Source organism: Streptomyces sp. H27-D2, from assembly GCF_035828615.1.
In the GTDB taxonomy this organism is placed as follows: Bacteria; Actinomycetota; Actinomycetes; order Streptomycetales; family Streptomycetaceae; genus Streptomyces.
The window spans coordinates 1-12,190 of record NZ_JAYMZR010000089.1; the positions used below are offsets into that span (position 1 = coordinate 1).

Here is a 12,190-nt window from a genome sequence, read left to right on the forward strand (position 1 = left end):
GATGTCCTTCATTCGCACCTTGCGCGTCGTCCGCCGGCAGACCACCAGCCAGGCGGGCTTTTCCCCCCTCCCGGCTCACCCGGGCGCTGACGCGGACCCTGCGTGAGATCACCGAACGTCTCCTGGAACCACGACGGCCACGCTCCAACCCGCGAGTGATCAAACGCAAAATGTCCAACTGGGCACTCAAACGCACCGAACACAACAACTCGCCTCGCCCGGACACCCCCGTCGTCACGCTCGCCAAGCCCACCAAAACAGCCCCAACCCCACGGACGAAGCCCTAAAACACCGGTATTGCATCTAGTGCGTGGACGACGGAAGTCCTCGGGCCCCGGCAGTCTTTGTGCCCTCGAAGTCAACGCCGCTGTGCTTCGCGCCGCGAAGGTCTGCTCTGCGGAGGTCAGTGCCATCGAATTCCACCCCGATGAGGTTCGCGCCGCGAAGATCCGCGCCGCGAAGGTCCGCGTCGCTGAAGGCAGCCAGGCGAAGATCCGCGGATCGGAATGATGCGCTGCGGAGGTCCGAGTCGCGAAACACGGCGTAGCGAAGGTCTGCTCTGCTGAGGTCCGCTTCGGCCATGATCGCGCTGGGGAAGCTCACGATGACGTCGGCGGCTGCGTACACAGATGTGTTCTCCCGCGACATCTGCTTCAGACCACGTAGGTCAACGCCCCTCAGATCGACCACAGCCTGCCCGTCGCGCTCGGGACTGCGGTTTGCCAGAACGGTCATCGCTGCCTGGATATCGGTAGGCGGCACGGTTTCTGACTGCTCGGTGTCATGAACCGGAATGGACGCACGCTCCCGTACGAACGCGGACAGCACCGAGACGACAGCGGGATGGTCGCGGGAGGAGTCCTGCATGATGCGCTGCAAGGCATAGATGCCGCCGAGGCGCAAGTCCAAAGTCTTCGACCCCAAATTCCCGATTGCGGCGTTGAAACGGTTGGTGATCTGCCCTTGCGCGGCGATCCGTAGCTCATCCCTGGCCTGCCCCACCGATACCCAGGTGAAGAGCAGCGCAGCCACCGCAGCCAGGCCAGGCAAGGTTGATGCCATCAATCCGGCCCACTGCATCCGGCTGCCGCCCGGGTCGCCCCTCGGCTTGAATCGGCGACTCCGTCGTCGCCGACGTTGGTCCGCGGTACGCCGATGTGCCGTCTGGTGGAGTCTTTCGATGTCTCGTTTGCCGGTCACTTGCCCCATGGGACCCCACAGGGGCTTGAGCATTTAAGGCGCCACACTGTCGAAGCACCCGAACGCGCCTTTCTGGCAGACGTCGTCTAGCTCGAGTTTCCTAGATAAGTTGATCTTGGAAGTGGGTGGGAACGCTGCAGATGGGTGTTGACCTGCACGAACGAGGTACATCGAGTGGCTTCTGACGCCTCGAAAGGTGTATGACCTAAAGTTGTGGCGAGCCTGTACGCGAAGAAGGTCAACGGAGGTACGTACTACTACCTCCGTGAGATGGCGCGCGTGGACGGCAAGCCCAAGCGCGTGTCGGAACGGTACCTGGGTACGGCCGAGGAGATCGCGGCGGCGATGGCGGCCAAGGCGGCCAAGGATGCGGCGTCGATGCCGCAGCACAGCCGCCATCTCGCGTTCGGGGATGTGGCCGCAGCGTGGGGAGTCCTGGAACGGCTGGGCGTGGTGGACACCGTGGACACCATGATCGGTGCTCGTCGTTCGGACGCCGCGGCGAGCACGGGCACCTACCTTGCGCTGGCCGCGCTGAACCGGGTGGCGGCCCCTTGCTCGAAGGCCGCGTTCGCCGACTGGTGGGCGACTACCGCGGCCGACCGGATCACGCGGGTCCCCGCCGCCGCGCTGGACCATCGCCGGTTCTGGGACGCGATGCGGAACGTGCCGCTGTCGGCGCTGGCCGAGATCGAGCGGCGGATCACCTTGCGCATGATCGAGGAGTTCAGCCTGGACGTGTCGGCGCTCGCGCTGGACATGACCAACTTCGCCACCTACATCGACACGGCGAACGGCAAGGCCCCCATCGCCCAGCGCGGCAAGGCCAAGCAGAAGCGCGCCGACCTGCGATTGGTCGGCCTTGGCCTGGTCGTCACCCGCGACGGCGGCGTTCCCCTGCTCTCCCACGCCTACCCAGGAAACCGGCCCGACGTCACCCAGTTCACCACGATGATCGACGAACTGTGCGTCCGGCATGCGGCATTGGCCTCCGGCGACGCGACACCGGGCGAGATCACTGTGGTGTTCGACGCGGGGCAGAACTCCGTCGCCAACTTCACTCACCTCGACCGGTCCGGGCTGCATTTCGTCGGCTCGATCCCGCCCTCGCACTGCGCCGACCTGCTCAAGCGACCCGCCCGCGCCCGCACCCTGGTGGACGAGCCGCGCTTCGGGGGCCTGACCGCGCTGCAGACCCGGCGCACCGTCTACGGCCGGGACCGCCGTGTCGTGCTCACCCACTCGCCGACCCTGCACACCGCCCAGAGCCGCGGCTTCGACCAGACCCTCGCCAAGGCGGGCGCCCGGCTCGGCGACCTCGCCGCCGCCCTGGCCCGCGGCAAGACCCGGCGGGCCCCGGAGAAAGTCCAGGCGGAGATCTCCGCGATCACCAAGGACCCCTGGGTCGCCCGCGTCACCACCACCGAGCTGACCGGCGGCACTCCCAAGGACCTCCGCCTGACCTGGCACATCGACGCCAAAGCCCGCCGGGCCCTGGAGAACGAGATCTTCGGCAAGCGCGTGCTGGTCACCGACCACAACGACTGGACGATCGCCGACATCGTGGCCGGCTACCGCTCCCAATCGGACGCGGAGTTCTCCTTCCGGCAGCTCAAGGACCCCCACATCGTCTCCTTCGGGCCTATGCACCACTGGACCGACCACAACATCCGCATCCACGTCTTCACCTGCGTACTCGCCCTGACCGTCGCCCACTTGATGCGACGACAGGCAGCCCGCGCGGACGAGCCCATGTCGGTGCGCGAACTCCTCGGACACCTCGCCGGCATCCAGGAAACCGTCCTGATCTACCCCTCCACCGGCGGCCGCCCCAAAGCACGCCGGATGCTCACCGACCTCACCACAGTCCAAGCCCACCTCGCCGCCATCTTCGACCTGGACCCCTCCGCGCCGCGCACTTAGGTCATACAGTTGCGGACCCCACAAAGCCACACTGACCTGCAGCGACGCACCTCAAGATCAACTTATCTAGGAAACTCGGGCTAGTGCAGGCCGTCGATGCAGTAGCCGGAGCTGCGGTAGCAGGTCTGTCCTTTGAGGTATTTCTGGTTTTCGTCGGTCATGTAGACCCAGATGTTGTCGGACCCACCGACGACGTTCGCGTCAAGGGGAAAGTGCACCGGCCCGGATCTGTTGCACCAGGTGCTGGTGCTCTGGAAGTCCAGTGAGGTGCTGCCTGCAAACGCCCGCGCGTAGACCCGCCGACACCCGGTGGCCTTGAACGATCCGTTGACGTCGACCGTCCGGTTGGACCAGGCGGCCGTGCCTTTGTAGTAGCTCGCCCCATACTCAATCGAGAAGGTGCTGGTGGCGGCGACGGTGGCGGTCGCGGGTGTCGCCGCGAAGACCATCCCGGCAACCGACGCGGCTGCGATCACGGCCGCGCCGACCTTCCTCGTGCGGCTCTTCGCCTTCGATGTGTCCTTCAATCTCACCATGACAACCACTCCCAGGTTCTTCGGATCGGGCAGTGAACGTTGCTGCCGTTGTTCGGCAACACGACTCAACCACACGTGGACCTCGCGCCGGAAAGCATTCGAGCCAGTTCAAATCCATCGCGACGACTGCTACCGTCGGGGCGGTGCTCACTCTGCGTTTAGACGCCGACACAGTGTCCAGGACGCGGTTGGCCCCTTCCCCTGCGTCGGAGTCCATGGCGTGGCTGAAACTCACCGCCGCATCGGGACGGCACCCGGTGTTCGGAGATCCCGGACCACTCGCCCGCGCGTCACTTGCCCATCCGGACGTTGCCCTGCTCGCGGACCTGTTGCCGCAAAACGGCGACACCTACACACCTGACCTGCTCACCCCTCAGCCAGGGGCGGACGCGCAGCGTCGTGACCTGCTCGACGAGCAGATCGCACAGATCGAGGCCGCAGCGCAGGACGACCTCGAAACCCAGGTCTTCACCTACACCCGGACCCACTGGAACAGGCCGCTGCTGGCCACGACCCGCCGGATCGCGGAGTCGGGGCGGATGCAGCGACATCTCGCCAACGGTCTCGCCCGGTTCTGGCGGGATGCCCTTTCCGAGGGCTGGCCCGAACTGCGCTCGATCATCGATCAGGACATCGCCCACCGCGCGACGGCCATCGCCACCCATGGCGTCGGCCGGGCACTCGGAGCACTTCACCCCGACATGGATTGGGCAGGCGACGCGATCACCCTCGCCAAGTCGTGGGATGGCGAAATCGATGTCACCGGCCGGGACCTGGTCCTCGCCCCCAGCGTGCTCAACTGGCCCGACGTCATCATCCAGGTCGACACCCCCGGGCAGTTCGTCCTCTACTACCCCGCCCAGCGGATCGGAGCCGGCAGGGATCGCAGGTCCGGAAGGATCGCGCAAGTGGTCGGCAACGCCCGAGCGGCCTTGCTGGCGGACCTCGAAACCGCCCGGTCCACCACGGAACTCGCCGCCCGGATCGGATGCACCCCGGGCACCGTCTCCTACCACCTCAGCGCACTGCACCGCGCACGCCTCGTCACCAAGGTCAGAGACGGGCGCTACGTGTTGTACCAGCGGACCGCACATGCGGCAGGTCTGCTGGAAGAAGCCCGCGGCTAACATCCGCACCTGGTCGGGCTGGGCCTACGTCGCATGCGTCCTGGACGTGTACTCCCGGATGATCGTCGGATGGCAGCTCGCCACACACATGCGCACCGATCTCCCGCTCGATGCCCTGGAGATGGCCATCCACTCCATTGCCTGGGCCTCTGTGGGGTCGGTCATCCGGAAGGTGGCGCTGATCGAGCGCATGCCGCCGTTGTGGTGGGCGATGCCGGTCAGGTACTCCCAGACGTGCACGCGCGGCTCTTCGCGTCGCTGCTGCCGGCGGTGGGTCGGCTCCGGCGGAATCTGCTGCCGGACCCAGGCGCGGTCCTGCTCGCCCTGCCCATGGCAGGCGCGCAGCAGGACGTCATTCCATTCGCCCAGGCCGGGATGGGGCACGAACTCGAGGACCGCGTCGCGGAACCAGCCGCGGAGTTTCGGGTCGTCGTCCTCAATGCGGTCCTGGCCACCGCCGTCCACGAGCTGGCCGACGATGCGGCCGAGTTGCGCTACCGGCTCCAGGTCGCCGGCCCACGCGTAGTTGACGGCCTCGAACACCCTCCAGGTCTGCTCGGTCCACTCGCCTTCGTTCGGCCTGGCGCAGATGCCCCAACCCGCACCGAGCCGTACGGCCTGCATGAACTTCATGCCGTTGTTGCTGACGAACTTCTTCCCCGTGGTTCCAGTCAGCCGGTGCCGGACGTGCGGGGTGCGGGAGCGATGGAACCCGAGTTCCGGTGACCAGCACCACGGGTCACGCCTGTAAAGGATGGGGAACTCGGGGTCGGCCAGAAACTCGCGATGCCAGCTGTCACCGTCGTCGTAACCCTTGTACGGCTGGCAGTGGTGGCTCTCTTCAGGGGCGCGGCGGCCCGGTGCTTGCAGCGCAGTGGTCATACCCGTTCAACGAGCACCGGCCGAGTGGGCCACACGGCCGGACGAGGGACGGGAGCCGGAGACGTGGCGCTGCACCGCGCACCCGGGGGTCCGTGACCGCACCCGGATGCGCGGCAGTTCAGACGGCCGAATGGTGGGCGCGGCCTCCAGGCGGTCCAGGCGTTCGTAGAGGGCGCGGACGAGTCGGGCGCGGTTCTGGACACAGCTCACGGTGCCCTCCAGCGTCGTGGACAGCCTGCCTTCCGCCTCGCGCAGGACGACGTCGGCGAGCGCCCGGCGCCCGCTGCTCTTCGGCAGCTGGCTCGCGCGGCGCCGGACGTCGGCGGCGACCGCGCGGGCGTGGCCGGTGAGCTGGAGGGCGATCTGCTCGTAGTCGCGGGTCGTGAGCGTGTACTCGCCGGTCCACGCGAGGACGGCCTTGACGAGGCTCTCGTACGGTTCACGGTCGAGCGGGAGCTCCGCCTCGATCAGCTGGCCCAGCACCACCGCTGCCGTCTCCTGCGGATCGTCGGAGGCCGGTCCTGGCCCGTCCGGGATGACGCGGGCGCGGTCGGACAACAGCAGTTCCTTGACGGCCAGCCGCAGCAGGCGTCCCCGGCCGTCCCTGAGGACCACTTCGCCGCCCGCCTGCGTGGCAGCGAGCTCCACCACCTCGACGACCTCGCCGTCATAGGAGAAGCGGGTCCCCACTCCCACGCGCATCGCGGCCCACTGAGCGGAACGCTCAGGTCGGTCAGCCACCGCTGTTTCCAGAGCAGGTGCAGGACCGCGGCCCGCACCAGCACAGCCGGCCGATCGGACAGGCAGGCGAACGCCGCCTCCAGCGTGTGCCCGCTCGCAACCCGGTCGCGTACTTCGTCGAGGATGGCCGGATCGAAGAGTCGATCCGGTGGCGGCTCCTCGTCCACCGCCTGGTCGCATTCCTCCTCGGGCAGGTCCCACTCGAACAGCCAGTCACGGCGGTAGCCCGCGAGGAACCGGAGGTTGGCCAGTTCGGCTTCTGGAGGTTCGCTCCACACCTCGTAGTGCCAGCCGCGGGACTCGACCGCCTCCCGGGTCCAGGCGAAGGTGAACGCGTGCTCCGCCCTGGCCACCCGGTGCCGCGGCTTGACGTCCACCACCAGCGGGCCCTTGCCGGTGGCCAGCAGGTAATCCGGGATGTGCCGACGCAGCGCACCGTCCACTTCGGTCCGCAGCAAGAAGGGCTGGGCCACGATTCCCGTTACATCCCGGTCGAAGTCGGCGTAGAGCAGCCGCGCAAGCTCCAGCCGCGACTCGTAGATGACGTGATCCGCCTGCGTACTCGACCAGTACGAGCCCGAGTAGTGCTTCTGCCCCGTGTACCAGCGGAACGTCCGCCACGGCTCGGCCGCGTACAGCATCTCCGACGGCACCGACTTCCAGACGTGGCCCTCGGACACCTCATCCTCGGCAAGTCGAACACACACCTCTGTATCCACCATCCGCCTCCAGCGCCCGTGTAACTGACCTTGATCGCAGGACAGTTACACAGGCACTGGAGTACGAACAGTCAAACACACTTTCGGTCACCCGAAAGGGTGATCATTCCCCCCGAGGACCCCGGAGCCGTGTATTTCAGGGTCCAAAACCAGGCTGCAACTTCAGCCGCTGGCGAGGGTACGGCCCAGGAGGGGCAGCAGGCGGTCCCAGTGGCGCTGCAGCGCGGCGGGGTCGAAGGCGTCGGTGTCGGACATGGTGAAGCCGTGGACGGTGCCGGGGTAGATCTCGGAGGTGTAGCCGACCCCCGCGGCGTCCAGGGCCTGGTCGAGCTCACCGAGGGCCTCGGGCGTCAGGTCGCCTTCGGCGTGGCCGAGGTGGACCTGGGCGGTCAGCTTGGCGAGGCTGTCGGGCCCATCGGCGCCCACGGGGGCGTGGAATGCGGCGACGGCGGCCACCTGGTCGGGGTGGGCTGTGGCGGTGCGCATCGCCAGGAGGCCGCCTATGCAGTAGCCGGTCACCCCGACCGGTCCGGCACCGACCTCGGGCTGGGTGGTGAGGAACCTGAGGTAGGCGTCGGCGTCGCTCAGGGCACGTTCGGCGGTGTGCGCCTCGATCAAGGGCATCAGCTGGGCGAAGACCGCGGGCCGGACTTCTTCTCCGATGTGCTCGGGAAGTTCGATCACGGGTGCCGGGCCGTGCCGGTAGAAGTAGTTGGGGACGAGCACGTAGTAGCCGTGTCCGGCCAGTTCGCGGGCCATCTCCCGCAGCACGGGCCGGATGCCGAAGCCGTCCGCGTACATCAGCACCCCTGGGTGCCGCTTACCACCGTCGGGGAAGGCGGCGAAGGCGTCGACCTGACCGTCCGCGGTGGGAATGTGCAGCATCTTGGTGGTCATGAGTTCTCCTGTCGTGGTTGACGTGTCGAGCTGTGATCAACACGACAGGAGGCGGAGCCCGCGCAGCAGCGCCAGATCCTCGATCCAACAGCGGGCCAGCACCGGCCCGTACGGCGCTCAGGGGAGCGCCGGGTCACCAATCCGTGTGTGGCGCAATGCCGTCCCGGTAGTCATCGCCGCACAACGTAGCCCACCGGACAGGATCGATGCCAGCGCTTCCCAGCCCACAGTGCTGTTCGCGAGAATGATCTCGGCCAGCACCTCGGACCCCGTACCCGGCCGACGCGCTGCCCGTGACGGACATAGCGATCTTGCGGCTGCACGGTTCTGACCGCACTTCGAAACACTCCCTCATTCCGAGCTGGGAATCTCAGCACTGCGTCATAAGTGCTATTCAGAGGACATCAGTTGCGAGAACATGACGCGGATTCTGAGTACCTACACGTCGCCGCCCTTGATGTGGCGGGCCGGGTTGCAGCTTTTCTCCATCAGGTCGACCGCCCAGGCCATCTCCTGGACGCCCTCCAGTTTCGCCAGGCCCGGGGTGGTCCCGAGGCGGAATCCGCCGGGCTGCGGCTTGCCGGACGCGGCGTACGGCAGGAAGGCGAGCGGGCTCTCCCCCGGCGAGGGGTAGACGACGCAGTCGGACAGCACGGCGAGCGGGTACAGGCCCGTCATCTTCGCCATGTTGTTGAGCTTGCGGTGCATGTTGACCCGCGCCTTGCTGATCACGGCCGCGCGGATGTCCGGGCGCCAGGTGGGGCGTTGCATGGCCGGCCACGGGTCGCCGTCCTGGTAGCCCTTGCCCTGCGGGTTCTCGAACAGCTTGCCGATGCCGCCCTTCACGGTGCCCTTGATCGCGGCCAGCACGGCGGTCAGCGCCGGGTCGACCTGCTTGTGCCGCTCCATCGCCGCCAGGAACTCCGTGTCGGACAGGTCGGGGGTGACGCCGAGGTCGGCGAGGGTGTCGACGTAGGCGGTCTTGAGCCGGTCGTGCCACGGGTCCAGGTAGGCGCCGGTCTCGCGGCGCAGGTACGCCTCCAGGGGCTGGACGTTGTGGCCGAGTTCCTGGGCGTAGGCGACGGTGTGCGTCTGGTACCAGGCCGGGCCGGTCGGGCGCTCGCCGGTCGGCGTGAACGGCGACGGCAGGCGCGGGTCCAGCTCGATGGGGGACAGATCCACCAGCCAGGAGCCGGGGACCTTGGGGTTGAACGGCGGGTTCACGAAGTGCACCGGCTCGGACAGGCCGACCGTGAGCCGGGCGGCGGCCGCGAGGAAGGCGGTGTTCAGGTCCAGGCCCACCGCGTAGGGGAACATGCACTCCTCATCGGTGAGCAGGTCCACCGGCCGCACCCACTGGTACGCCTCTTCGTGCAGGAAGCCGCCCTTCCAGCCGGAGTGGAAGACGGCGGGGTGTTCGGGCTGGCCCTCCGGGGGCGCCGGGTCCATCGGCTGCGTGCCGAGGCTGCCGGGGTTGTGGCCGGAGACCCAGTTGCCGGTCTCCTCATCGCGCACCGGGCGCGTGGGCGGGCGCAGCTCCGTCATCAGCGTCAGCCCGGTGACCGCGGTGCCGCCGCGTGGGGTGATGACCCGCTGGGCGTAGATGCCCAGGACCTGGGCGATGTCGGCCGGCTCCATGTCTGCCACGCCGGGCCAGGACCGGGAGTCGAGCGCGTCCCAGGGCAGGATCGCGAGTTGCACGCACTGTAGCTGGGAGCCCTGTGCCTTGCGGTAGATGCGGGCCCACGGGCCGAACCCGCGCTGGGTGAGCTGCCACTTCGCCTTGATGACCTGCTGGACGACCGGGTGGTCCTCCTCCAGGCGCAGGCCCCGGCGGTCCTCCAGGCGCTTCGGCAGCCCGAACTTCACGGCGGCCGCGGCGGTGAGGACGATCAGCGGGTCGGAGTCCTTGCCGTTGCGGTGCAGCTTGGCGGCACCGAGCCCGGACTCCTTGAGGGTCCACTCCACCAGCTCCACGATCGTGGTCACCGGGCAGTCGAGCACGATGCCGTCGACGCCGTACGCGGAGCCGTCGCCGTCCAGCACCGCGAGCGGACCGTGCGGGAAACGCGGGTCCAGCGCGGGCTTGGCGGCCTTCTTCGCGGCCGGGCGGCGCGACGACGTCGCCGGGCGGGCGGGGCGCTCCTGCGCGACGGGGGCGGATGCCTCCACCGGTGCGACGGTCTCCGCCTCGGGCGCCTCGGGCGCCTCGGGCGCGGCCGGGCCGGTGAACGTCTTTGGCACCGGCCGCGGCACGGCACCCGGAATGAGCGCGGCCCCAGCGGCGGCGGCCTGCGCGGGGTACTTCGCCGCCCAGCCGTTCAGCAGCCGCTGGTACGCCACCAGGCGCGGCGACTTCGGCTCGCTCCGGCCGTTCTCGTAGTTCTTCACCGACTGCGTCGTGGTCTTCAGCGCGGTCGCGAGGCGGGCCTGGGTGACGCCGGCGGCCTCACGCAGCCGGGCACGCTCCGCCGGGGGCGGGAGCTGCGGCTCCTCCTCCAGCAATGCGTCGATGTTCGCGAACAGCTCTTCCTCGGATGCCATTGGATCTCCCTTCGTGCCTCAACCCTAACACTGTTTATCCCAACGTTTAACCCATTTTTTAACCCGATCGGATTCAATTTCGGGCGGAGTGTGGCCTGTCCCGTCTCAGTTGATCTGGTCCGGGGCCAGGGCCGTGACCTGCGACGACCAGATCATCTGAGACACGAGGCTGCGGGAAATCTCAGATGATCTGGCCCCTGAGTCACGAATGCTGGTTGCTGTCTCAGTTGATCTGGTCCGGTGCTGTCGTTTCGGCCGGCGGAAGTCCGGTCAGCAGTTCGACCAGGTGCCGCTGTCCCCGGCTCCGGAAGGTGGTCCAGCAGCGCGGCCGAGTCCGAGGACATCCCCCGAGTGAGTGACGACCCGTCTCAAACAATCTGTTCGGCACAGATCACGGCACCCACCCGTCCTCCGAGTACGCCCGATCAGCGAAATGGTCAAGTTCCTGCCGGATACCCGAAGATCCCTGGATGGACTTGGATGACATGCTGGTGGGTCACTGGAGCAGCCTCCCGTTCTCCTACGGAGTGATGGAAGCCTCTGAGCTGGGGCTTCTCACCGATGGACGAGGCTGGAGCGCGTGGTTCAACTTCGGTGCGCTGTGCGTCACCCGCTTGCGATGGCAGTGTCCGGAGCCGGGGCTGCTGGAACTGCATGCGGAGTGGACAGTCGAAGGAGAACCGGGCCAGCAGGTCGGCCCCCTGTCGTTCTCCTCCACGGAACCGCCCGAAGCAGTAGCCGAAGTGACGCGTCATCACTACGTCATCGGTCCGGCCGTTCCGATGCCGGGCGCTGAGCCTCTCATGACGATCACATTCAAGGAGCCGGTGGAGTTTTGCAGCACTTACGCCCGAGGTTCCCGAGAGATCAGGTCCGAGCAGGATCCGACCCATCGAGTGCTCCCCTACCCAGAGGATAGAAGCTTGGGGCACAGCAACGATCTTCGCCCTCCGCCCGGCTTCCGTTCCGCCGAGCTCGACATGGACCACTTCACCTGAGACGAACAGGGAATCGGACCAGATCATCTGAGACGGGGACCAGATCGACGGAGACGGGACAGCCCCTGTGTCTGTAAGCACTTCCCCACGGGGGCCAGACCCTTGCTGGTGTTCTGCCAGGCCGGTGTCGCGAGGAGTTCGTCCGCGAGTACCGGCAGCTGCGCCTCGTGGCCCGCGTAGGCATCTGCCGCAGCGCCGTCGACAGCTTGTGAGGCCGTCTTGACGATCTCGTCGCCCTCGAAGTTGGGACGCTCTCCCGGGTGTTGGACGGTCTCGGGGGCTTCGCGGTGGGCGACGGCGAGCCGTTCCTTCGGGGCCCGGGCAGCGCGAAAGGCGGGCGACGCCTGGAGGACAGCGGCCAGCCTGGCTACCTCGGCGGGTGCCAGGCGCTGGTCTTTGGCTTCTTCGTCGACGAGCTGCTGCAAAGTGGCGGCCAGCTTCTCAAGGTGGCTGACCATGAGGACGTTCCAGGCGGCCTTAGCGTTCCAGTGGTGCATCACGCCACCGGCCATGAAGCACAGTTCGACGGCGTCGGGCCGCTGATGGTGGGGGCGTGCTGCGGCGAACTCCTTCCTCAGACTCGCTTGGTTGGTGCGGTCTGTTGCTCGGGGGCTGTGGCGGTC

10 protein-coding genes and 1 pseudogene are annotated in these 12,190 nt (G+C 67.6%); 3 read left to right on the top strand and 8 right to left on the bottom strand.

All coding sequences use genetic code 11. The annotated features are described in order from the left end of the window. Positions 1-303: 303 nt before the first annotated feature. Positions 304-1,032: a pentapeptide repeat-containing protein gene (locus QMK28_RS26930; protein WP_326442191.1), complete on the bottom strand. Its 729-nt coding sequence runs from the start codon at positions 1,030-1,032 to the stop codon at positions 304-306. Positions 1,033-1,413: 381 nt separating this feature from the next. Here QMK28_RS26930 and QMK28_RS26935 point away from each other — a divergent pair, with 381 nt between their 5' ends. After that, positions 1,414-3,123: an IS1634 family transposase gene (locus tag QMK28_RS26935; protein WP_326442192.1), complete on the top strand. Its 1,710-nt coding sequence runs from the start codon at positions 1,414-1,416 to the stop codon at positions 3,121-3,123. 80 nt (positions 3,124-3,203) lie between these two features. Here the strand turns inward: QMK28_RS26935 and QMK28_RS26940 are convergent, their stop codons facing one another. Then, positions 3,204-3,659, bottom strand: a complete 456-nt coding sequence (locus QMK28_RS26940; protein ID WP_326442193.1) for a hypothetical protein — start codon at positions 3,657-3,659, stop codon at positions 3,204-3,206. A 215-nt stretch (positions 3,660-3,874) separates the two neighbouring features. On the opposite strand from QMK28_RS26940, the gene QMK28_RS26945 reads away from it, so the two are divergent. Then, complete coding sequence (locus QMK28_RS26945; protein ID WP_326442194.1) at positions 3,875-4,786, top strand: DUF5937 family protein; 912 nt, start codon at positions 3,875-3,877, stop codon at positions 4,784-4,786. 24 nt (positions 4,787-4,810) lie between these two features. On the opposite strand, the gene QMK28_RS34400 is transcribed toward QMK28_RS26945, so the two are convergent. From QMK28_RS34400 to tap, 5 genes and pseudogenes are all read right to left on the bottom strand, one after another. Continuing rightward, the gene (locus QMK28_RS34400; protein WP_443050838.1) at positions 4,811-5,668 is read right to left on the bottom strand and encodes a hypothetical protein; all 858 of its coding nucleotides are present in this window, start codon (positions 5,666-5,668) and stop codon (positions 4,811-4,813) included. Positions 5,669-5,809: 141 nt separating this feature from the next. Then, positions 5,810-6,154, bottom strand: a pseudogene (locus tag QMK28_RS26955) (DUF6415 family natural product biosynthesis protein); the annotation flags it as partial. Beyond that, on the bottom strand, positions 6,136-7,089 hold the full coding sequence (locus tag QMK28_RS26960; protein ID WP_326442195.1) for a TnsA-like heteromeric transposase endonuclease subunit: 954 nt from the start codon (positions 7,087-7,089) through the stop codon (positions 6,136-6,138). The gene QMK28_RS26960 and the pseudogene QMK28_RS26955, both read right to left, overlap by 19 nt. A 201-nt stretch (positions 7,090-7,290) precedes the next feature. After that, positions 7,291-8,025 (bottom strand): dienelactone hydrolase family protein, encoded by a 735-nt coding sequence (locus QMK28_RS26965; RefSeq protein ID WP_326442196.1) that lies wholly within the window; start codon positions 8,023-8,025, stop codon positions 7,291-7,293. A 438-nt stretch (positions 8,026-8,463) separates the two neighbouring features. Next, positions 8,464-10,569 carry a telomere-associated protein Tap gene (tap, locus tag QMK28_RS26970; protein WP_326442197.1) on the bottom strand — a complete coding sequence of 702 codons (2,106 nt, stop codon included), beginning with the start codon at positions 10,567-10,569 and terminating at the stop codon, positions 8,464-8,466. 470 nt (positions 10,570-11,039) lie between these two features. Between tap and QMK28_RS26975 the strand changes: the two genes are divergently transcribed. Next, on the top strand, positions 11,040-11,567 hold the full coding sequence (locus QMK28_RS26975) for a hypothetical protein (RefSeq protein WP_326442198.1): 528 nt from the start codon (positions 11,040-11,042) through the stop codon (positions 11,565-11,567). 23 nt (positions 11,568-11,590) lie between these two features. On the opposite strand, the gene QMK28_RS26980 is transcribed toward QMK28_RS26975, so the two are convergent. Then, positions 11,591-12,079 (bottom strand): hypothetical protein, encoded by a 489-nt coding sequence (locus QMK28_RS26980; RefSeq protein WP_326442199.1) that lies wholly within the window; start codon positions 12,077-12,079, stop codon positions 11,591-11,593. Between the last annotated feature and the right edge of the window lie 111 nt (positions 12,080-12,190).

Excerpts from the sequence above, each read along its gene's own strand:
- QMK28_RS26945 (WP_326442194.1), top strand. The coding sequence starts at position 3,875 with ATGGCGTGGCTGAAACTCACCGCCGCATCGGGACGGCACCCGGTGTTC.
- QMK28_RS26965 (WP_326442196.1), bottom strand. The coding sequence starts at position 8,025 with ATGACCACCAAGATGCTGCACATTCCCACCGCGGACGGTCAGGTCGAC.
- QMK28_RS26940 (WP_326442193.1), bottom strand. The coding sequence starts at position 3,659 with ATGGTGAGATTGAAGGACACATCGAAGGCGAAGAGCCGCACGAGGAAG.
- QMK28_RS26980 (WP_326442199.1), bottom strand. The coding sequence starts at position 12,079 with ATGGCCGGTGGCGTGATGCACCACTGGAACGCTAAGGCCGCCTGGAAC.
- QMK28_RS34400 (WP_443050838.1), bottom strand. The coding sequence starts at position 5,668 with ATGACCACTGCGCTGCAAGCACCGGGCCGCCGCGCCCCTGAAGAGAGC.
- tap (WP_326442197.1), bottom strand. The coding sequence starts at position 10,569 with ATGGCATCCGAGGAAGAGCTGTTCGCGAACATCGACGCATTGCTGGAG.
- QMK28_RS26975 (WP_326442198.1), top strand. The coding sequence starts at position 11,040 with ATGGACTTGGATGACATGCTGGTGGGTCACTGGAGCAGCCTCCCGTTC.